This window comes from Nostoc sp., from assembly GCF_036916985.1.
In the GTDB taxonomy this organism is placed as follows: domain Bacteria; phylum Cyanobacteriota; class Cyanobacteriia; order Cyanobacteriales; family Nostocaceae; genus Nostoc.
In genome coordinates this window covers 15,022-36,519 of the sequence record NZ_JBALFD010000062.1, presented here as the reverse complement: position 1 = coordinate 36,519, position 21,498 = coordinate 15,022, and the positions used below count along the sequence as shown (strand labels likewise).

The following is a 21,498-nucleotide window of genomic DNA, read 5'->3' as shown; positions in this document are numbered from 1 at the left end:
ATCACAACCTTTGATATTGCTGGACTTTGCCTACTCTTGATAAGAAATGCAGCGCTAAAGTTTCTGACTTTAGTCTTTTTTAAAGCTTTTTTACAATTTGCGGTCTTGAGGCGATCGCTCTAGAAACCATAAAAGGACAATTGAGGATTCTTATCAAGCTCTCCTCATTTTGCAAAAATATGACAACAGACATAAAATGCCCATTCTATGTATTTTGTTGTGTGGCAAGCTGGACAGCTTCTATATCAACATTGAGGTGTTGAGCAATCTGTTCCATACTCATCCCTGTTTTTAGCAACAGAGGGACGGTAAGTTTCAACATTTCAGCTTCCCGTTCTTCTCGACCCTCTTCTCGACCTTCTTCTCGACCTTCTTCTCGACCCTCTTCTCGACCCTCGGCTTTCGCTTCTTGATAAACCCTTGTTTGCTCTAAAGTCAGTCCTAGCATAGCTTCAACTTCCTCTCTACTCAATGAAGAAAACTTATAAACGACGATTGTGGTGATGATGTCTAGTATTTCGTTTTTCGGCAGCATGTCCGTTGACTCTAATTTTACCCGCTCAATCAATTGCTTTGCTTGCTCTGCCATCACTTCATCCGATGCTAGAGTCAACTGCATCAAGTTGATGCCTATTGGCTGCTGATTGGTCGCGCCTAACTCATCTAAATAGATTCGCTGCACTTGGTCGCTGTTGAGAAATATTCGATGAGTTCTTTGATCGCTTGGTTCCAAAGAGCGTGATGAAAAAATTACCACACAGAACCAGTCATCGTACTGAGAACGATTTCGATTCAGGTACATCAGCGACTCGGTAAAGAAGCGATGCTAAAGGGCTTCATCTTTTTGGAATTGAACTTCAGCAAAAAAGATCGCTCTGGATGTTGCATCCTCTGGAGGTAAAAACACACCATCGATGCGGAAAGCCGTTTCTTTGACTTCTAGTGATTCAAATCGATAGTTTTGTGCTTGAGGAGGAGGGACATCAATCAGTTCAAAGAGTAACCCAGGAAAGCGCTTAAAAATTTGATAGTAAATGGAGTCTCGTTTCACTATTTCATCCTAAAATTCTCTCGTTATGCGTAGGCGTAGACCATCGTAGACATCGCAGATTAGAACCAAGCCCTAAAAATTAATCCTAACTTGGCTGAAGCATACCCTAATTGAGGTGTATAATCGCTTGCCAAATCGCAACTTCAACTTTTCGTTCGCTGATTTGAAGCGAGTAGGGTTTATCTTTATTTAAAGAGAGAGATTAAATCTTATAAACCATACGAAAAAGTAGCTATGGCAAGCGGTGAAGTATTTGATACCAAAACAAAATCCCCATCTCTGCCAAGGGTAAACCTGCTGACCATGTTTCGCCTGGGTTTATTTCAGATGGGGTTGAGCATGATGTCTATTTTGACTCTGGGGGTACTCAATAGAGTCATGATTCAAGAAATAGCAATTCCGGCGACGCTGGTATCAGTAGTTTTAGCACTGCCTTTATTTGTTGCTCCTTCCCGTGTCTGGTTTGGCCAGATTTCCGATGCCAAACCGTTATGGGGATACCACCGCACAGCTTATGTTTGGGTGGGCGCGGCAATATTTGCGATCGCAGCATTTTTAGCTATACAAGTGATATGGCAGCTTAATATTGCTGGAAATAGTACAGGTACTTGGGTATGGACAACCCAAACAATCGGCTGGACAGCACTTCTGTCTATTATTTTCGCTGTATATGGTCTAGGGATTTGTGCTAGCGGTACTGCTTTTGCTGCTTTGTTGGTGGATATATCTGAAGAAGATAACCGTTCCAAAGTAGTTGGTGTGGTTTGGTCGATGCTAATGGTGGGAATTATTGTTGGGGCGATTATTAGTGCCAAGTTACTACAGCCATTAACACTAGGCGCTTCTATCGCAACCTTGCAGCCAGCAATCAACAGATTGTTTTTGATCGTCCCAGCAATTGTATTTGGTTTAGCGATCGCAGCCACATTCGGCGTCGAAAAAAAGTACTCCCAATATTCAACCCGTTCCACACTGGTGAACCGGGAAGACAGCATTACTCTAGGTAATGCTTGGAAAATCTTGACCGCTAGCCCACAGACAGGTGTGTTTTTCACCTTTTTATTGGTGATGACTATCAGTTTGTTTATGCAAGACCCAGTTTTGGAACCTTATGCGGGTCAAGTGTTTAAAATGCCCTTAGCGGAAAGTACCAAATTAAATATTTTTTATGGAACGGGTTTGCTGATTGCCTACGGCATTACTGGCTTTTACATTGTCCCGCGTTTGGGTAAGCGCAGAACTGCACGTCTAGGCTGTATGTTGGTGGCATTCTGTGCAATATTGCTAGGTATATCAGGATTCACAGCTAATGCAGCGGTTCTCAAACTAGGTTTATTCTTTTTCGGTTTAGCCGCAGGTTTTTTAACTACAGCAGCAATTAGCTTGATGTTGGATCTGACCGCAGCAGAAGCCGCAGGTACGTTTATTGGGGCATGGGGATTAGCGCAGTCCCTCTCTAGAGGTGTGGCGGTAGTCATCGGAGGTACAGTTTTGGATATTGGACGCAAGCTGTTACCAAGCCTAGAGTTAGCTTATGGACTGGTATTCGTTCTAGAAGCTGTGGGAATGTTGCTGTCGATTTGGTTTCTGAATCGGGTGAACATCACAGAATTTCAAACCAGTACAAAGCTGGCGATCGCTTCAGTCTTAGAAAGCGATTTAGATTAAACTGTATGGGGCATGGGGCAAATGACTAATGACTAATGACAAATGACTAATAACCAATGAATGATTTTTGGACAACAATTCTTGATTTTGCTCAAACTACCACTACCAGGGTGGGCAAGCAGCTAATGCAAGATTTTGGGCAAGTACAGGCTGCCCAAAAAGCTGATGGTAGTTTGGTGACGCAAGCAGATAAATGGGCAGATCAGGAAATTCGGGATGCGATCGCTTCTAATTTTTCTGGTTACGGCATTTTGAGCGAAGAGAGCGATCAGTCATTTCCCGGTACTGAGTGGTGCTGGGTAATTGACCCTCTAGATGGTACAACCAACTTCACACGCGGCATTCCCATCTGGACAATATCTCTGGGTTTACTATATCGAGGTACACCAATTTTTGGTTATGTTTACGCACCAACTTTAAATCAAGCTTTTCATGGTTTCTGGGCAGGTTCATCTGGTTTAGCAACACCTACAGGCGCATTTCTCAACCACCATCCCATCCACACTAGTATAGATAGTCCCAGCAATAATCACTTTTTTAACCTCTGTTCTCGTAGCACCGCAGTTATCCAAAATGGTTTTCCCTGCAAAATTCGGATGTTGGGCGTAGCTAGCTATAATTTTTTGACAGTTGCCACTGGGGCTACTCTCGGTGGAATTGAGGCGACACCAAAAGTTTGGGATATAGCTGGGGCTTGGGTAATTGTCCAGGCGGCTGGTGGCGTTTGGTTATCGCTGAAGTCAGAACCGTTTCCATTATCACCTGGAGAAGATTATAGCGATCGCTCTTTTCCCACTCTTGTTGTCAGTCGTCCCGAATTAGTTCCAGTATTTCAACCTTTTCTCGAAGGCGTAAAAATTTAATTTGCTGCTTGGGGTCTGGAAACAGTAATTTTGTCAACCAGCCTAATGGATTTCGTTATATTAGGACTCATATTTGATTTTTGAACAAAACTCAGTACACCTTTATTCCTTCTTCCCAGTCCCCAATTACCCCTTATCCCCAGTCCCTTACCTCTACGAGTGATTCAGAAATCAAATCGGATTGCTATATCAATATTAAACTTAACAAAACCCTAGCCAAACAAAGAATCTAGTATAAATAAAGCTGGTAATAATCCTGATTTAAGTGCAAAACCAGTGTAGTTATTAATTTAAGTAGTGTTGTGTCTTTCATCACACTGGTTAATTTAGTATAAAAAATTTTATGTTGTCTAATCTAGATTTAATTCGAGAGTTTGTGCAAAACTCTATTCAGAAAAAAGACGTTTTGTTGTCAAATCCTGCTTTGACAGCGCAAACAGTTTATAAAACCAACCAACTGACAGCAAAATCTGAAGGCGTAATTGCGATCGCCCAACTATCCAACACCCTACTTGAATTCTCGATTTCTCCAAAATCAACCCACTGGGAATTGATAAATCAGGTATTAGCAGAATATAGTTATCTCCTCAAAGGAGAAGTAGATAGTCGGGGTTTCTATCAGTATCAATACTGTGAAGTTCCTAAAGGCTATGAGATGCACTGCACTAAATGTGTACTCCTATGGCGAGCCTGGTGGAAATATCGCAAGTATACTTCAAGACTAGGGATTCCGTTGGAACTGCTGATTAGAACACGAGATTCATGGTATCCAATTAGAGATTTAATTATTAGCGACGGACTTCTTTATATCAAAACCTTAGGAAGCGAGATTGCACTTGACTCAGAAGACTTGGTTACTTGGTTAAGCAAAATTGATGTAACTAAAATTAAAGAAATACCGACTACAGAGACTTAACAATTCAAAATTCAAAATTGATAATTAGGTAAAGGACGTGAAGAAAAATGAAAGGACTTTGGCTTGAAAATAACCAGTTGCAACTACGCACGGATATTTCCATTCCTGAAGCGCCACCAGGAGAAGCCTTGGTGCGTGTCTTGCGTGCGGGTATTTGTAATACTGACCTGGAACTACTCAGAGGCTACTATCCCTACACTGGTATTTTGGGGCATGAATTTGTCGGCGTTGTCGAACAAGGGCCAGAACACTTAGTTAATCAACGGGTTGTTGGAGAAATCAATGCTGTGTGTGGGCATTGTCGGTTTTGTCGCAGCGGACAACCAACTCACTGCGAAAATCGTACAGTTCTGGGCATTGTCAACCGCAACGGCGCTTTTGGTGAATATCTCTGTTTGCCGATAGAGAATCTGCATCCCGTACCTGATAATGTGCCAACAGAAGTAGCAACATTTACAGAACCTTTAGCAGCAGCTTTAGAAATTCAGCAGCAAGTGCCATTACATCCAAATGATCGGGTGTTAGTGGTTGGAGATGGCAAACTAGGGCAGTTAGTAGCCCAAACACTAGCTTTAACTGGCTGTGAACTTTTAGCTGTAGGGCGTCATCGAGAAAAACTGGCTAACTTAGAAGCACGAGGGATAAAAACGAGTATAGCCGACGCTGTTACAGATGGATATTTCGATATCTCAGTAGAATGTACTGGCAACCCAGAAGGATTTGCGATCGCTCGTCGCGCCCTACGTCCCCGTGGTACACTTGTACTCAAAAGTACTTATGCTGGCAATCTCAGTCTAGATGTCTCTTCTTTAGTAGTGGATGAAATCACCCTCATCGGCTCCCGTTGTGGCCCCTTTGCCCCAGCCCTCCAGCTACTAGCCACAGGACAAGTTGATGTACAACCCCTAATTCATGCCACCTACCCCCTCATTGAAGGGCTTGCGGCTTTTGAACACGCTCAGAGTCGCGGTGTTTTGAAGATATTGTTAGAGATTGGTCATTAGGCATTGGTCATTGGTCATTGGTCATTGGTTATTCTCCCTCATCTTCCCCAGTCCCCAGTCCCCAATCCCCTAATACAAATAAGGATTCGTTTTCGGTTGATAGTCAGAACAATCGATCGCTTCTTCTGTGTTGGCAATAGATGGGCGGACAGTACATTTAAGACGGTAATTATCGGTAAAAAATTGGCACCCAGTACAGGGGATTTGATGCATTTGCTTGGCTGTAGTCAGACTATCTCGTGCTGCCGACCAGAGACTTAAAACAACGAGAATAATTACAGTCCAAGCAACGACAAAGCAAATTGGGACTAACAAAGGTTGAATCCCATTAATGAGGAAAAATATCAGTTTAAACACGGTATGTCCTGATACAAATTAGGAGTTAACAGTATATTAGCTCCTAATTCCTAACTTCTCACTTATCAGAAGTATAGTTAAACGCCAGCATGACCTAGTGCTAAACCAGTGACGAGCATTCCTAGAACAAGGAACGGTTGGGCGCTGGCTTGATACTTAACATCATTCTTCACAGGATCGCGCAAGAAATACATATCCTGCAAGGTGATTTGCGGGATGATTAACAATACAAGTATTGCTGCATACAAATTCTCATGGATGCTGACGAGATAAGCTGCAATCAATCCCTGAAAGACATCAATCGTTACTACACAAATCCAAGATGCAGTGGTGATGCCAAACATTACGGGTAGTGAATTTAATCCTAACTGGCGATCGCCTTCTACACTCTTAAAATCATTAACAATGGCAATGCCCAATCCAGCCAAGCTGTAGAACATTGTCAAAATCACAATTGTGGAATTCAGTTCACCAAACAAAGCGTGTCCTGTAGACCAAGGTAGGGTGATATAGCTTGCACCCAAGGCGTAGCTACCTAGCCAGCCGTTTTGTTTGAGTTTCAGGGGAGGTGCAGAATAAATGTAGGCGATGAAAGAACCGATAATCGCGATCGCTGTAATTGTCGGGAATTCATGACCAGACCACACATCTAACACAAATGCCAAACCAATACCAGCAATCAGTAATACCCAAATCTGAATAATTACCTGGGGTAGGGGAATTGCCCCAGAGGGTATGGGACGATAGGGTTCATTAATGGCATCGATTTCGCGATCGTAGTAATCATTGAGGATTTGGGTGTAACCTGTCATCAACGGCCCAGCCAGTAACATACAGGCTGCGACCTTCAGCACATTTTCCAGCGTCCAAGTATAGTTACCAGAAGAAGCCGCACCACAGACTACGCCCCAAATTAGGGGAATCCAGGTGATGGGCTTCATTAGCTGCAAACGAATTTTCCAGATTGAAGTTTCCCCAGCAGATGCACCTTTCATCCCCAACAGCTGCCTAGTTTTCGCATTGCGATCAGCAGATGCAATCGCTTGCTCACTGGGATTATTTACTACTGAGTCTAGTGCCTCAGATGGGTTGGGGTCTGGGGTAATGGGAGTTGATTCTGACATAAGATTTACTGATTAATAGGGCATTGGGTATTGGGCACTTGTACTGAGCGAAGCCGAAGTATGGGGTATTGGGCATTGAGCATTGGGCATTGGTGATTAACTTTCTTCCCTATTCTCCAGTCCCCAGTCCCCAGCCCCCAGTCCCCAGTCCCCATTCCCATAACTTAAAACGAAATTATCAAATAATTATTCTGAAACTTTGCTCCAGCAACAGGTCTACCACTCAGAGCCGGTGGTAAGGGAATATTGCGTCGCTGATCTCCGGCTTCTACGGTGACTTCTGGCCCATATTGGGTAAGCTTGACCTGTTTTTTGTCAAATCCTGGCAAGAATAAGCGTACTTGACGATTCTGGATGTTTATTTCAATTGGTTTGGGAGCCTGTAAAGCTTGGGCTTCAAAGTTGGGTAGAGCCTCTATCAGTGGTTGCCAGTCACCTGTAGGTAAGTCGGGAATGACGCTCACAGGTAGGGGTATAAATTCCTCTGACAGGTTCCCAGTTGTCTCCGTAGACACAAGCAGAACACCACCAACAGTTAAACCGATTTGTTGAGCGCTACCCCACAAATAACGAGCATTTGCTACCTCAATGGGGTCTTCTGTAGTCACCAAGAAAGCAGCGAGACTTTTGGGATCGCCTAGAGCAGTTCTCCCCTTTTCTAAGAAATTATTGACTTGGTTAGTGGGCCCTGCAAAATTATCTGATGTCCAGTTAATATTGAAAAAACTGCTAATCAGCGGTTGAATCAAAGGTGATTCAGTAATTGTCTTTCCCAAATCGGAGTTGACAAATAATTGCCGAAATCGCCTGACATACCAACTCAGAGATTCTGGCAAACCCAACATTCGTAACGTTAAAGAATCGCCCGCGCCATCGTAAACGATCGCATCATATTTGCCACTGGCATCATATTCGCGGATAGCATTCAAAGCTAGGGCGTTGTCCATCCCCGGCAATACCACCAGTTCTTGACCAAAAACGTCTTTGAAGATGGGCGTGCGGAGATATTGTGCCTCAAGCTTCTTCACTTCGTCCCAGTTGCGTTCTAGTAGTACAGATGCTTGAAACTGGACTACTTGCAAATTGGGAGCTATTTCCTGGGGATCGGCAGCAATGGGAGTCCCCAGTAGGATTTGCAATGTTGGTTCTGCTTGTCCTGCTAGGAGTACGCGCTTGCCTTGACTTGCCAATAACTTGGCGGCGGCGATCGCAATTTTGGTACGAGCGGTGCCGCCTTTGCCCAAAAATGTCAATATTAGAGCCATTAGTTGATTCCTATTTTCACCGCCGATCTTTTCAACTCCAACTTAGCACTCAACAAAGACTCTCAACCTGTGCTTTCAATTTCAGATGGCAAGAAAAACCTGAATCTGAGTTCTTTACAACTACACAGCTTTGATTTCATCTTCAAAAAACCAAGTGGAAGAATTGTCGTCAAACAGCACCACTACACCGATTCCACCATCAATGACTTTGTAGCCTTGGATGATACCCACTTGTCCGAGTTTTTTCACAATTGGGGGAGAAACGCGATCGCGCAAACGATAGACTTTAACCTTTTGTCCGATTTCCATGCCTGATTACAATTCAGATAAACCTTCGTCTCAGTGTAGCGGAATCCGTGACTCTGCTCTCACAAATTCAGTAGAGATGAGGAAGATGAAGGAGAATAGTAAATGACTAATGACTTCTGAGGTTCAATGGTGGTTATAACAACAACTGCGATCGCTAGCGGAAAATTCGTCTAGACGCAAAGCTGGTTGTCGTCAAAAATTGGAGAGAGTTGTTTCAGATAGCTCGAGTTCAGCAACAAAGGTAGTAGTCATGTATCAAACAGATCCACCCCGTCCGCCACAAGAAACCATGCCTACGATGTATGATTTACCCAGTGAATTAGTGGGGGAATCAGGTTTGCCAGATGAATTTCACCGCATTCAGGCGGATTTGCTCAGTGAGACTTGTCAGCCTCTTGCTTATCCATCTGAGGAAATTTTGCTTGCTAGCGACTTAAATCTTTACTACGATCCCCGCCATCCTTTGTGGTACAAGCGTCCTGATTGGTACATGGTTTTAGGATTACCGAGTGCTAGCCAACAGCAAGACCTACGCTTAAGTTACGTTATTTGGCAAGAAGGGATTGATCCATTTTTAGTAGTTGAATTACTTTCACCTGGTACAGAACAAGAAGACTTAGGAAAAACACTGCGGGAAGTAAACCGACCTCCAACAAAGTGGGAAGTATATGAACAGATTTTAAGGGTTCCCTACTACGTTATCTATGACCGCTATGAAAATCATTTGCGTGCCTTTAAACTTATGGGCACTCGTTATGAAGCAATCTCGTTACCAGAAAACCGCTTCTTTTTGGCAGAGTTAGAGCTAGGATTGGGTCTTTGGCAAGGTAGTTATCAGCAGACAACAGGTTTGTGGTTGCGTTGGTATAATTCTGCGGGTTGGGTGCCGACTCGAAGAGAACAAGCTGAACAGGAACGCCAAAGGGCTGAACAGGAACATCAACGGGCTGAACAGGAACGCCAACGGGCTGAACAGGAACGCCAACGGGCTGATCGATTAACAGAGTATTTGCGATCGCAAGGAATTGATCCAAACAACCTACCCTAGTAAAAGGTAGCCATGACTACAAGCATAAAAATAGTCAATCCCAACATCGAATATCCTAGTTCCGACGGTGAACCATTGGCAGAATCATACCTACATCTCTACGCAATTCTCACCACCCTAGAAGTAATTAAACAATACCTAGCAGGCAGGCAAGCCACAGTTTTAGCAGACCAATTTCTCTACTATGCTCAAGGTTTTCCTAAATTAAGAGTTGCACCAGATGTAATGGTAATTTTTGATGTGCCGCCTGGGGGTCGGGATAGTTATAAAGTTTGGGAGGAAGGTCAAGTTCCCCAGGTGGTATTTGAAATGACTTCTCAAGGAACTCAAAAACAAGACCAAGAGCAAAAGAAAAATCTCTATGAACAATTAGGGATTTTAGAATATTGGTTATTTGACCCCAAGGGGGAATGGATTGAAGAAAAGTTAAGAGGATATAGGTTAGAGGGTGAGACTTACCAGTTAATTACCGATGGTATATCTCAACCTTTAGGATTAAGAGTGGCGGTGGAGGGTGAACTATTGGGATTTTATCGTCTAGATACCGGGGAGAAATTACTCACACCGACTGAACTGGCTGAACAATTACAACAAGAACGCCAACGTGCAAACCAAGAACGCCAACGGGCTGATAAACTGGCAGAGTATTTGCAATCGATCGGGGTCGATCCGGATAGCTTGAGCTAGGTAATAGAGTAGCGCTGAGATCATCCAAATGAGTAGACAGCCTGAAAAACATTAATTTTGACTTTTAAACATTTTTATGATATGTAGAGCCTGCTGGTTTATGTCAGGGAGTTCTCGGAACCAATTGATAAATTAACTGGTCTTAACGGGATAGTGTGTGGTTAAGAGTATAAAAATGGTAACTAGAGCGTTTAACAGTGCTTTTTAAAATAAAGTTTTTAATGTTAGGCTAATGCGACAACGTGCGCTCTGATACTATAAGATTTGCGAATAACTTGTCTGTGGTATGTGGTGGTTTTTAAGGATGATAATTTCGCCTAAAGATAATTTAACTTGGTTGCAAGTGCGGCGCTATTGGGAATTGCTGTACGTTTTGGTATCGCGTAACCTGAAAGTGCGCTATCGGGGGTCGTTTTTAGGTGTATATTGGTCGCTGCTGAACCCGTTGATTATGACTGGTTTATATACGGCTATTTTTGGCGAGACTTTTGCATCCTATTATGGCAATTCCATAATGAACTATGTATTGGCAGCCTTTACAGGGTTGGTGGTCATCAATTTTTTCTCGGCTTCCACCTCCCAGGCGTTGAATAGTGTAGTTGCTAATGGCTCACTTCTGAATAAAATCCGTCTGCCAGTAAGCGTTTTTCCTCTATCGATGATTACAGCAAATATATTTCAGTTCTTAGTGGGAACATTGCCCTTACTGGCGCTGACGACTTTTATTAATTCCAAGAGTCTAGTCAATGTGCTGGCGCTAGTGTTTCCATTTTTGGCGCTAGTCTTAGTTTGTACGGGAGTTGGCTTTCTTACAAGCGCTTTATACGTATTTTTTAGAGATTTACCTTATTTTTATGAGTTAGTTGTATTTGTGATTTGGCTCACTAGTCCTATATTTTATCCAGCAGCTATTGTACCAAAGCAGGTAAAGCAGTTTTTAGGTTTGAATCCATTATCACCGATTATTGAAAGTCTGCGTCAAATTACATTATCAGGATCTCCACCAGATTTAGGTTTAATTTGGGGCGCGTTACTTAGTGGCGTAATTATTTTGACCCTGGGATGGATTTGTTTTCATCTGTGGCGACATCAGTTTATGGATTTACTGTAAATGGAAGTAATTCGCTTGGATAATGTTTCGCTATGGAGAAGGACTCAAGAGGAGTTCTCTTATGACTTAAAGAAAACATTATTGTCTGTATTTGAGGGTAAATATCGACAGCCTGCAAAGAAGTTGGTATTAGACAAAATTAATTTAGTGGTCAAAAGGGGCGAAAAAATAGGTATTATTGGGGCTAATGGCTCTGGTAAATCAACACTTTTAAAGATAATTTCTGGCATTCTTCAACCGACGACTGGTTCAGCAAGAGTACGAGGTCAAATTGCTCCTTTGATTGAACTAGGGGCAGTTTTTGATGCAGAAATTTCTGTCATGGATAATATTTTGTTGTATGGAGTGCTGCTAGGATTTTCTAGAAATGAGATGAAAGAAAGAGCACATTCTATTTTGGAATTTGCAGAATTGGAGGATTATGCTTTAGTTCCAGTTAAGGGTTTATCTTCAGGTATGGTTGCTCGTTTGGGTTTTTCTATTGCTACTGATGTACAGCCAGATATTTTAATTTTAGATGAAGTTTTATCGGTGGGGGATGAGAGTTTTAAGAACAAGTGTAAGCAACGTATGGATAAGTTTTGGGATACCAAAGCTACTGTTTTAGTTGTTTCTCATTCAATGGAATTTATTAAACAGTCTTGTAATAAAGCAATTTGGTTAGAGAAGGGTAATATAAAATTATCTGGAGAATCCAATGAAGTTGTGGAATCTTATTTTAAAAGTGTTAATCAAAACTAAAGTCTGATTTAAAAGATGTTATAAGTTAAACCATTATTAAGTAATTAATTGTAAATGTTTTACATCTAAATTTAGGAATCCTAATTTTGATTGAAAAATAACTTAGAACTTAATGTAGATGAATTAATGGAGAAAGTTAGAGTGGAAGTTGCTAATCGTAAATCTTTGTTTCCTATTAACCAAAGTATTTCAAATGAAATCAATGTTTTGCAAGCTAATGATTTCATAGATACATTTGATCGTATTCAATCTCTATTAAATGACTCCGAGTTATGTTCTCAAGTTCCAACAGAATTACCAGAAAAATTAAATAAATTTCCTTTTAGTATTGGAATTATCAATAAATTTATTTTAAAAATATATGGATTGATATTCAAAAAGCAAATTGTTGTTAATAGAAATCTAATTCAGGCTCTTCGAGAATCTTTACAAATTAATCAAAGTTTAATATCCAAACTTAATTCTACAGAACAACAGATTGCTTCTACAGAACAACGAATTGGTTCTACAGAGCAACGAATTGGTTCTACAGAGCAACGAATTGATTCTACAGAGCAACGAATTGATTCTACAGAGCAACGAATTGATTCTACAGAGCAACGAATTGATTCTACAGAACAACGAATTGATTCTACAGAACAACGAATTGGTTCTACAGAACAACGAATTGATTCTACAGAACAACGAATTGATTCTACAGAACAACGAATTGATTCTACAGAACAACGGATTGGTTCTACAGAACAACGGATTGGTTCTACAGAAGAAAAAATAATCAATGATATTGATTATTTGGTGGCAATATTAGATAATCCTTTAATTAAACTAAGTCATTTACTCAAAAAAATTGAATATTATCAACCTCTTTACAAAACACCTTATTTACTTAAAAACTCCTTACCGCAAAGAAACTGTGAAGATAGGTGTAAAGCTATAGAAAATAATCTTTTAACTTTAGGAAACAACTTAACAGGAATAAAAATTTTAGATGTAGGTAGCTCTTTAGGATATAATTCCTTTTATTTTGCAGAGCGAAAAGCTCATGTTTCAGGAATTGATAATAATATAGAGAATGTTTTAGCTAGTCGCTTAATCTCAGAAATAAATGGTATTAATGTTGGTTTCAGAGTAGCTGAATTTAATTTAGATTATATCAATTTACTCCAAAAATCAGAATACGATGTTGTATTTCTCTTGTCAGTTATTCATCATATCATATATTTTAAAGGACTTGAATATACCAAAAAAATGATGGAGATGCTTTTAGATAAAGTACCAGTAATTATTGTAGAGTTAGCTGTTAAAGATGAAGAAAATGAAGAGAAAGATTTATATTGGAGAGAAATATTACCAAATGATTCACTAAGCATATTTGAAACCTGCCAAGACATACATATTAATTTGATAGGATATTTTCCTACTCATCTTTCTTCAGTTAAAAGACCTCTTTATGCGATTAGCAAAAAAGTAATTAAAGTCAACAATAATATTTATCAAATAGATAAGTTAATATGGAAAGCTTACAAAGATTCATGTGCACCTAGTGGCAGGCTCTACTATTTTAGCCAAAATATATTTATTAAAGAATATTTATTCCTTAATCGTCTTGATAATATTAATAAAGTACAAATTATATCTGAAATAGCAAATTTTATTGCCTTAGAAGATGAAATTGATGGTGTCCCCAAATTTTTTGATTACGAGATCAACGATGAGAGAGCATATATAGTCTTAGAAAACATTGAAGGACAACTATTATGTGATATTCTAAACGATCTGAATAGCTCAAATCAAAAAAGAATTATTAATCAGCTTATTCAAGTATTAGTAAAAGTAGAAAAAAAAGGCTTATATCATAATGATATTCGCACTTGGAATATCATAGTTTCTGAGGAGAAGACATTCATTATTGATCTAGGTTTGGCATCACCTATTGAAAAAGAAAGAAACATTAATTCTTTTCTGTGGATTCTATGGTCATTGAATCATAGGTCGAGAGAGAGTACAGAATATAACAAGGATATTCCTTCTCATGAAATCGCCGACTACGGTGCTGATTTTTCACAAATAGCAAATACGATAATTAATAACGAAATCACAAGTTTCATTGAATTAGACAGAATACTTTTTTCATGAATACAGTAACAATTATTTCGACAAAAATACTATAATAATAATGTTTTTCAGTGAAGTAATCCGAATATCTAGATTACTTTCATGGGTCACAAGATCATGCATCTGTAGGATACAAGTTATATACTCAAAAAAATTGAATACGTTAAATACGTTAAATACATTAATGTAATGACCATATGAGCAAACTACAACAATCTCTAAGAATTGCTATAGATTTAACTCCTTTACGACCTGGTGGTGAAAATGGGGGAGCTAAAGTTTTAGTGTTAACTCTACTAAAGCAATTTCAAAAATTAGCACCTCATCATTATTTCTTACTCCTTACAGCTCCTTGGAATCATTTAGAATTAGCACAATACGAAAGTAAGAGTATGAAGCGACTATTAGTTGCCAATTTAATTGATACACCGGAGAAAAATGAGTTGGAATTTTTATCGAAACTGGTACAAAAAATATTTACTAAAATCAACTTTAAGTTCAATAATGTTATAGGCTCTAGTTCCCTACTCAAAGAAAATAAGATTAATTTACTATTCTGTCCTTTTTCTGCGCCAACATATGCTGAAAAAGATATCCCGTTAGTAGCTATTGCTTACGATTTACAGCATTTAGACTATCATTTTTTCTTTACTGCTCAAGAACGGCAACATAGAACAAAATTTATAGTTGATCTCCTTAACAAGTCCCAAAAAGTTATTTGCATTTCAGATTTTACACGCCAATCATTTATCAATCATTTTAAAACACCCACCGATAAACTTACTGTTGTACCCATTTCTATTCATGAACGCTTAGTTAAATTAAATGAAAGTACTGTTAGAAAATATCTAAGTAGTCTAGGTTTAGCAGAACGTAAATATGCATTTTATCCTGCTAACTATTGGCCACATAAAAACCATCGTATCCTTTTAACAGCCTATGGAATATATAAAAAACAGTTTCCAAATTCATTTTTAGATTTGGTTTTTACGGGTGCATTAGAAAACGAAGAGAATCAATTAAAGGAAGCAGTAGAACTTATGGGTTTGAGTGAAAATGTCCTATTTTTAGGTTTTCTAAATGAAGAGACATTGACAGCTATTTGGCAAGGTTGTCAATGCTTAATTTTCCCTTCATTATATGAAGGATTTGGTATTCCAACTTTAGAAGCAATGAAATTTGGTAAGCCAGTATTATCTAGCAATACTGCTAGCTTACCAGAAGTTGGAGGAGATGCGGTTATCTATTTTGATCCTCGAAAACCAGATGAAATAGCATCATGTTTGGCAAATATTAGCGGTAATCAACTATTGGTTGAACAATTGATAAACAGAGGTTTTCAAAGATTAAAGCTATTTGATGGAAAGGAGATGGCTTCCCAGTATCTAAATATATTTGAAACAGAGGCTTTAAATCAAAAAACAGCTCTCAACCTATAGCGGTTATCGATTAGATGAGAACACTAAAGTTCTTACTGTAAAATTATTTTAGCAAAGTTTTTGTATCTCAATTAAACTGCACACCAGTATAGTAAACTGAATCTGAACTCGGATCAAAGTCGGCTTGGGTTAATGGTGCGCGATTATCGGGTAAACTTAGTTGATGGGTCATCTAGTTCAGTTTTAGCATTAGAGAGTGTGGTGTGAAATTAAAATTTAGCGTTATTACACCTTCTTTTCGTCAAGGTTGTTTTATAGAGAGAACTATACAGAGTGTACTCTCTCAAAAATTGGCAGATGCAGATATAGAAATGGAGTATGTAATCTGTGATGGTGCTAGTACCGATGAAACTGTAGAAATCTTAAAAAATTACGATAATTACATAAAGTGGGTTTCAGAACCTGATAGGGGACAAGCAGATGCGGTTAATAAAGCTATCAACATGACCACCGGTGAGATAATTGCTTGGATTAACTCTGATGATATCTACTATCCAGGAACTTTTCAGGCAATTAAAGAGATTTTTGAATCTTATCCCAATGTTCAAGCTATATATGGTGATGCCGATCACATTGATGAACAAGATCGAGTCATTGAAGCTTATCCGACTGAGAATTGGAACTATCAACGTTTAATTGAAACTTGTTTTCTCTGTCAACCAGCCGTATTTTTTCGCCGCAGTCTAGTTAAAAAATATGGTAATTTAGATGATTCTCTCAAGTACTGTATGGACTATGAGTTGTGGCTTCGTTATGGTAAAAACACACAATTTCATTATATACCACGCAAGCTTGCTGGTTCGCGGCTATATAAGACTAATAAAACACTGGGTCAACGGATAGCTGTTCATTATGAAATAAATAATATGATGCATTCCAAATTTGGAAATGTACCAGATAAATGGATTTTTGCTTACGCACACATAAAGGTAGAAGAGACTTGGAAATTAGAGAGAACAAAACCTATTGAAAACATGATTTTTGTGAATGCAGTAATTTTTAATAGTCTGTGGTCATTTTATCATTGGAGAAAATCGATTTCAATTAATGCATCAGTCAGGATGATTTGGTGGTTAATTGCTGCTAATATATTTTTGCTTAAAAATTTAGTTTTACTATTGAAAAAGTTATGAGAATCGGTTTTGATATTAGTCAAACTGGAAAAGCCAAGGCAGGATGTGGGTACTTTGCTGATAGTCTCATAAAACACTTAGTAAAGTGCGACACTAATAATGAGTATTTGCTTTACTCAGCATTTGGGAATACTTTTTGGGATACAGAACATGGAACTAGCACGTGCCGCCTTCATAAAAGTAATTGTACTCATCTACTAGACAATTTTTCACATCATGAGTCTCTAGCTTTTTGGAGTACTTCAGCAGCGATTGATGAAGAAAAGTTGGGGAATCCAGATATTGTTCACAGCAACAACTTTTCGTGTCCTCGTTTTACTTCTGCTCGGTTTGTTTATACTTTATATGATCTGAGTTTCCTCGATCATCCAGAATATACTTCTGAGGAAAACCGATGGAATTGTTTTAATGGTGTCTTCCATGCAGCAATGCAAGCTGACTTAATTATTGCTATTTCTGAATATTCTAGACAACGATTTCTGGAAATATTTCCACACTTCCCAATAGAAAGAACTCGTGTAGTCTATTTAGGAAGTCGTTTTCAGGATGGTGATGAAAAAAAACCGGTTGTTGACCTCGAACCTGATAGTTTTTGGCTTTCTGTAGGTACTTTAGAACCAAGGAAAAATTTACGCCGGACTTTGCTTGCTTATAAAAAATATATCGATATTTATAACGATCCTAAACCTTTGGTTTTGGCAGGAGGACAAGGATGGTTGGAAGATGATCTTGAAAGTTTCATTGTTAATATAGGCTTGACTAAGCATATTCGTATACTAGGGTACGTGGATGATGATACACTAAGTTGGCTCTATAAAAATTGTTGGGCTTTTGTTTATCCATCAATTTATGAAGGATTTGGATTGCCAGTTTTAGAGGCAATGAGTCTTCGTACAGCTGTTCTAACTTCTAATACTACGAGTTTACCTGAAGTTGGGGGAGATGCAGTTTTATACGTAGATCCTACAAATGAAGATGATATTGTAGAAAAATTTGCAAAACTTAATAATGGTGAATTGCGTAATATTTTGAAGATGAATAGTCAAAGACAAGCAAAAAAATTTTCCTGGTCAAACACAGCAAAGCAAGTAATTCAAGCATATATAGATATTTTAGAACTTCCTAAAAAACTTCTGTGAAGGAGGTTAAAACTGAGATTCCGCACTTCGATATGTAGGACATAAATATTCAATAATAATTACAAGGAATAATAGGTTGTTACAAATCATGAATGAGGAAAAATCTCTCAATGAATTAATCTTGATAGTAATTCCCGTTTTTAATGATTGGCAATCATTAGATATTTTGCTGAGAGATTTAGACAAAGTTATGAGTAATCAAAGAATACAATGTGAAATTTTAGTTATAGATGACGCATCTAGCATACCTGCTCATGACAGTTTCATGTTTGCAGATTTTAACGCTATTCAAAAAGTGAATTGTCTAGAATTGAAGCGAAATTTAGGGCATCAAAGAGCCATTGCGATTGGATTAGCTTATATTGAAGCCAATATAATATGTCAAGCAGTTGTTGTGATGGATGGAGACGGAGAAGATACTCCTAGAGATGTGTTAAGACTCATAGAGAAATGCAGCGCCGAAGGATATAAGAAAATAGTTTTTGCTCGAAGGAATCAACGTTCTGAGAATCAGATATTCAAGGTGTTTTATAAAATTTACCAATTAATTTATCATCTGCTAACTGGTCAGGAGATACATGTAGGAAATTTCAGCATTATTCCTCACAGGATATTATCAAGACTTGTAGTTGTTTCAGAAATATGGAACCACTATACTGCTGGAATTTTGAAAGCAAAAATACCGTGGACACAAATTCCGTGTAACCGTGGTGTACGTCTGGCTGGACAGTCAAAAATGAAGTTTGTATCTTTAGTGATACATGGACTCAGTGCCATTTCTGTATATGGGGACATTATAGGTGTTAGATTTCTGATTGCAACCTTATTATTGATGTTGCTCAGTGTTGCAATAATTGCAACAGTTATACTCATTAGAGTAGCTATTCCTAATTGGGCACCTTATGTAGCTGGGCTGTCTTTCATTATATTACTACAATCTTTGACTATATCTCTTTCTTTTGTATTTTTGATTTTGAGCGGAAGAAATAATTTTGGCTTTTTGCCACAGCGAGATTATCAATACTTGGTTTTAAAAGTACAACAAATTATTCCTAAATCTTAATTTATATTGATTGCAATTGATAAAATTTAATTGCTTTTTGTGCATACTGAAGCCAGTCAAATCACTAAAACTAGAGAAATAATTTTGTACAAAATCATGAAATATTAACCATGAATTTAAAAATACATCTAAAAAATAGAAATTTTATACTAACAATCTTAGCCTTTTCTGGTGTTGCTCTGGCTTTTAGTTTATTAATTATCAAAAATTTATCTGAACCACTTGTCGGATTTGGTGATACAGAGCAATGGGAGTATGCAGGATTCTACCTGAAAAATAATATAAGCTTTACACCATTTCCTAATCTGGATCTTGTTAATAATCAGGTATTTTATCCTTACGGAACTAGCAGTGTTTTTCAGCCTTGGTCAATTGAAAGAGATATTTTTTATGCTATCTTCTACTCAATTTTTGGAATTGGTCCGTGGATACAAATCTACTATCTTTTAAGTGTTTTACTTACAGGTATCGGAACCTTCATTCTACTTTTCAAAGATTATAGCTTTGCCCGCGCTAGTGGGGCTGGATTCTTGATTCCCTTCTTTAGCTTCTACGCAATTCTTAAATATCCAGCGCATCTTAGCTATTCAATATTTCATTGGACTGCCCTCAGTTTTATCGCTGACTTCCTCATACTCAAAAGAGTAACATCGGGACAGTATGTATCTCTACGACTTATTTTATTAAGAGCTTGTTTACTTATTCTATCTCTAGGACAAGAATTAGGATACATAGCTGGTTGTGCTTTAACGTCGTTTACAATTTCTACTATTTTTGCTGCCTTATTCCTTGGTTACAGGTATTTCATAAATAAAAGACAGAGTTTAGTAAGCTTTATCAAAAGTACAGCAGGCAATTATAAAAATGAGTTTTTTGCCCATCCTCGTATATCCCTAGCTTTACTGGGGTTATGCCTGATTTCAAGCTTTATTAATTTACCCCTAGTTTTCCAAATTGCGAGAGAAGCAAAAAGCTTTGACTTTACTGAAATTCCTAGTGGAGCTTGGTGGGCTAATCCTCTTAGAATACTAATTCCTTTTCTACCGTTTTTTCACCCAGGGCAAGTTAATCTCGATCAATTTTTTAACGATTCACCAGAAGGTATAGGTGCTGGTAGTCCAGGCTGGTTTTTACTGATTATCGCATCTATCGGGTTATGGCAAGGACGCAAAAAAATTATCATTTTTATACCTCTCCTGCTTATTTTTTTCCTTTGTCTGCTTTACCACCCGATTCACTTTCCCATACTGAAGATATTTCCCTGGTTTGCCTTCAGCCGCGTCCAAGGTCGTTTTACCGTTCTCTACCCGATCATACTTAGTATTTTTGCCCTAAATATGAATTTGAATGGCTTACGTTTATATACTAAACAGGTGCTGTCAGCGCTCTTAGTATTTTTGGCTTGCACTGAGATTTATACTGCTTATTCACCCAAACTAGGCGATTGGCCTTTCTACTCCTTTGACAATAACTTTCTTCAATATATGAACTATGTTAACAAACAACCAGGAGAAGCAGTTCTAGATTGGCCATTTTGTGTAGTAGGAGGTAATGGAGTAGGTGGCAACAGTCTTTGCCCATATTATTCAAAGAATATGGCAATTTCTACTTTAAGAAGATTTCATAAGAAAAAAGTTATGGGACACTATTTCGGGCGTTTACATACTTCTCAAATAAAACCATATATTGATGCTGGCTGGGATAAACTGTTTGCTCCTGACATTCAAGATATTTTCAAAGCAAGCCATCAAAAACGCTGTTTTAGTTCAGACGAATGGGCTTTTTTTACAGATTTTTATAAGCTGAATGACTTTGCAGGAATTAACCTTTATCTAGATTTTTTACCACAAGATTGTATTAACGATTTTTATACACGCTTCGGCAAGCCAACTGTAGAAACAAAAGTGCCTGGAGCTGGTCTAGTTAAATTTATACCTAAATCTTCTAAATTAAGAAATCAAGTGGACTTAAACTTGGGAAGTCGCCTGAGGTTTGAACCTTTTTTAGATTTCTCTGAAGCTGACTTAATTAAGTTTCAAGTACCCTATGGCTTAAATGTAAATGGGCTAACTCTAGGTACAATTGAAACCCATGAAGGCAGTAGATGGCGCTGGGGTTTAAGTCCAGAAACTTTACTCAAATTTAAGTTGCCAAATTCTAAATCAGTAACCTTAGTTTTCAGCTTTATAAATCCAATTAATGGACAGGATGTTCTTGTGGAAGCTAATGGAGTAACTTTGGACAAACTGGTTAATATTAGCAAAGATACTAATATTAAGCGTAGGCTTAAATTCAAAAGTATTCCAGGATGGAATACAGTAGTTTTCAAATACAAAGATTGGAATAACGGAAAAGTTACATTTGCACCAGATGATGAGCGCAAGATGACTGTCAATTTTACGCAATTTACGATTGAAGAGGAATAGCAAGATAAATTGCAATTAAAGAATTTAAAGGATATTTCT

General features: G+C 38.4%; 18 protein-coding genes and 1 pseudogene. 14 read left to right on the top strand and 5 right to left on the bottom strand.

What is annotated here, in order from left to right; translation table 11 throughout:
* Positions 1–205: 205 nt before the first annotated feature.
* A pseudogene (locus tag V7L07_RS20195) lies at positions 206–1,051 on the bottom strand (Rpn family recombination-promoting nuclease/putative transposase).
* Positions 1,052–1,285: 234 nt separating this feature from the next.
* Between V7L07_RS20195 and V7L07_RS20190 the strand changes: the two are divergent.
* From V7L07_RS20190 to V7L07_RS20175, 4 genes are all read left to right on the top strand, one after another.
* A complete protein-coding gene (locus V7L07_RS20190) occupies positions 1,286–2,719 on the top strand; it encodes a BCD family MFS transporter (protein WP_335060725.1) in 1,434 nt (477 codons plus the stop codon).
* A gap of 56 nt (positions 2,720–2,775) precedes the next feature.
* Positions 2,776–3,582 carry an inositol monophosphatase family protein gene (locus tag V7L07_RS20185; RefSeq protein WP_335060724.1) on the top strand — a complete coding sequence of 269 codons (807 nt, stop codon included), beginning with the start codon at positions 2,776–2,778 and terminating at the stop codon, positions 3,580–3,582.
* A gap of 343 nt (positions 3,583–3,925) precedes the next feature.
* Positions 3,926–4,498, top strand: coding sequence for a hypothetical protein (locus V7L07_RS20180; RefSeq protein WP_335060723.1), 573 nt, complete (start codon positions 3,926–3,928; stop codon positions 4,496–4,498).
* A 47-nt stretch (positions 4,499–4,545) separates the two neighbouring features.
* Positions 4,546–5,502 carry an MDR/zinc-dependent alcohol dehydrogenase-like family protein gene (locus V7L07_RS20175; RefSeq protein ID WP_335060722.1) on the top strand — a complete coding sequence of 319 codons (957 nt, stop codon included), beginning with the start codon at positions 4,546–4,548 and terminating at the stop codon, positions 5,500–5,502.
* A 69-nt stretch (positions 5,503–5,571) separates the two neighbouring features.
* On the opposite strand, the gene V7L07_RS20170 is transcribed toward V7L07_RS20175, so the two are convergent.
* The 4 genes from V7L07_RS20170 to petP form a co-directional block, all read right to left on the bottom strand.
* Positions 5,572–5,859: a hypothetical protein gene (locus V7L07_RS20170; RefSeq protein WP_335060721.1), complete on the bottom strand. Its 288-nt coding sequence runs from the start codon at positions 5,857–5,859 to the stop codon at positions 5,572–5,574.
* A gap of 77 nt (positions 5,860–5,936) precedes the next feature.
* Positions 5,937–6,983, bottom strand: a complete 1,047-nt coding sequence (gene chlG, locus V7L07_RS20165; RefSeq protein WP_335060720.1) for a chlorophyll synthase ChlG — start codon at positions 6,981–6,983, stop codon at positions 5,937–5,939.
* A 164-nt stretch (positions 6,984–7,147) separates the two neighbouring features.
* Positions 7,148–8,248, bottom strand: coding sequence for a Get3/ArsA fold putative tail anchor-mediating ATPase NosAFP (locus V7L07_RS20160; protein WP_335060719.1), 1,101 nt, complete (start codon positions 8,246–8,248; stop codon positions 7,148–7,150).
* A 120-nt stretch (positions 8,249–8,368) separates the two neighbouring features.
* Positions 8,369–8,557 carry a cytochrome b6f subunit PetP gene (gene petP, locus V7L07_RS20155; RefSeq protein ID WP_179066769.1) on the bottom strand — a complete coding sequence of 63 codons (189 nt, stop codon included), beginning with the start codon at positions 8,555–8,557 and terminating at the stop codon, positions 8,369–8,371.
* 250 nt (positions 8,558–8,807) lie between these two features.
* Here petP and V7L07_RS20150 point away from each other — a divergent pair, with 250 nt between their 5' ends.
* From V7L07_RS20150 to V7L07_RS20105, 10 genes are all read left to right on the top strand, one after another.
* Entirely contained in the window at positions 8,808–9,605 is a 798-nt protein-coding gene (locus V7L07_RS20150; RefSeq protein ID WP_335060718.1) for a Uma2 family endonuclease, read from the top strand.
* Positions 9,606–9,617: 12 nt separating this feature from the next.
* Entirely contained in the window at positions 9,618–10,292 is a 675-nt protein-coding gene (locus V7L07_RS20145; protein WP_335060717.1) for a Uma2 family endonuclease, read from the top strand.
* Between the two features lie 304 nt (positions 10,293–10,596).
* A complete protein-coding gene (locus V7L07_RS20140) occupies positions 10,597–11,403 on the top strand; it encodes an ABC transporter permease (protein ID WP_335060716.1) in 807 nt (268 codons plus the stop codon).
* Positions 11,404–12,144 carry an ABC transporter ATP-binding protein gene (locus V7L07_RS20135; protein ID WP_335060715.1) on the top strand — a complete coding sequence of 247 codons (741 nt, stop codon included), beginning with the start codon at positions 11,404–11,406 and terminating at the stop codon, positions 12,142–12,144.
* Between the two features lie 90 nt (positions 12,145–12,234).
* A complete protein-coding gene (locus V7L07_RS20130; protein ID WP_335060714.1) occupies positions 12,235–14,280 on the top strand; it encodes a protein kinase domain-containing protein in 2,046 nt (681 codons plus the stop codon).
* A gap of 176 nt (positions 14,281–14,456) precedes the next feature.
* The gene (locus V7L07_RS20125) at positions 14,457–15,698 is read left to right on the top strand and encodes a glycosyltransferase family 4 protein (protein ID WP_335060713.1); all 1,242 of its coding nucleotides are present in this window, start codon (positions 14,457–14,459) and stop codon (positions 15,696–15,698) included.
* A gap of 203 nt (positions 15,699–15,901) precedes the next feature.
* The gene (locus tag V7L07_RS20120; RefSeq protein ID WP_335060712.1) at positions 15,902–16,831 is read left to right on the top strand and encodes a glycosyltransferase family 2 protein; all 930 of its coding nucleotides are present in this window, start codon (positions 15,902–15,904) and stop codon (positions 16,829–16,831) included.
* Positions 16,828–17,970 (top strand): glycosyltransferase family 4 protein, encoded by a 1,143-nt coding sequence (locus tag V7L07_RS20115; RefSeq protein WP_335060711.1) that lies wholly within the window; start codon positions 16,828–16,830, stop codon positions 17,968–17,970. The genes V7L07_RS20120 and V7L07_RS20115 overlap by 4 nt, the downstream gene beginning before the upstream one ends.
* 88 nt (positions 17,971–18,058) lie before the next feature.
* Positions 18,059–19,033, top strand: coding sequence for a glycosyltransferase (locus tag V7L07_RS20110; RefSeq protein ID WP_335060710.1), 975 nt, complete (start codon positions 18,059–18,061; stop codon positions 19,031–19,033).
* 110 nt (positions 19,034–19,143) lie between these two features.
* The gene (locus tag V7L07_RS20105; protein WP_335060709.1) at positions 19,144–21,459 is read left to right on the top strand and encodes a hypothetical protein; all 2,316 of its coding nucleotides are present in this window, start codon (positions 19,144–19,146) and stop codon (positions 21,457–21,459) included.
* Positions 21,460–21,498: the final 39 nt, after the last annotated feature.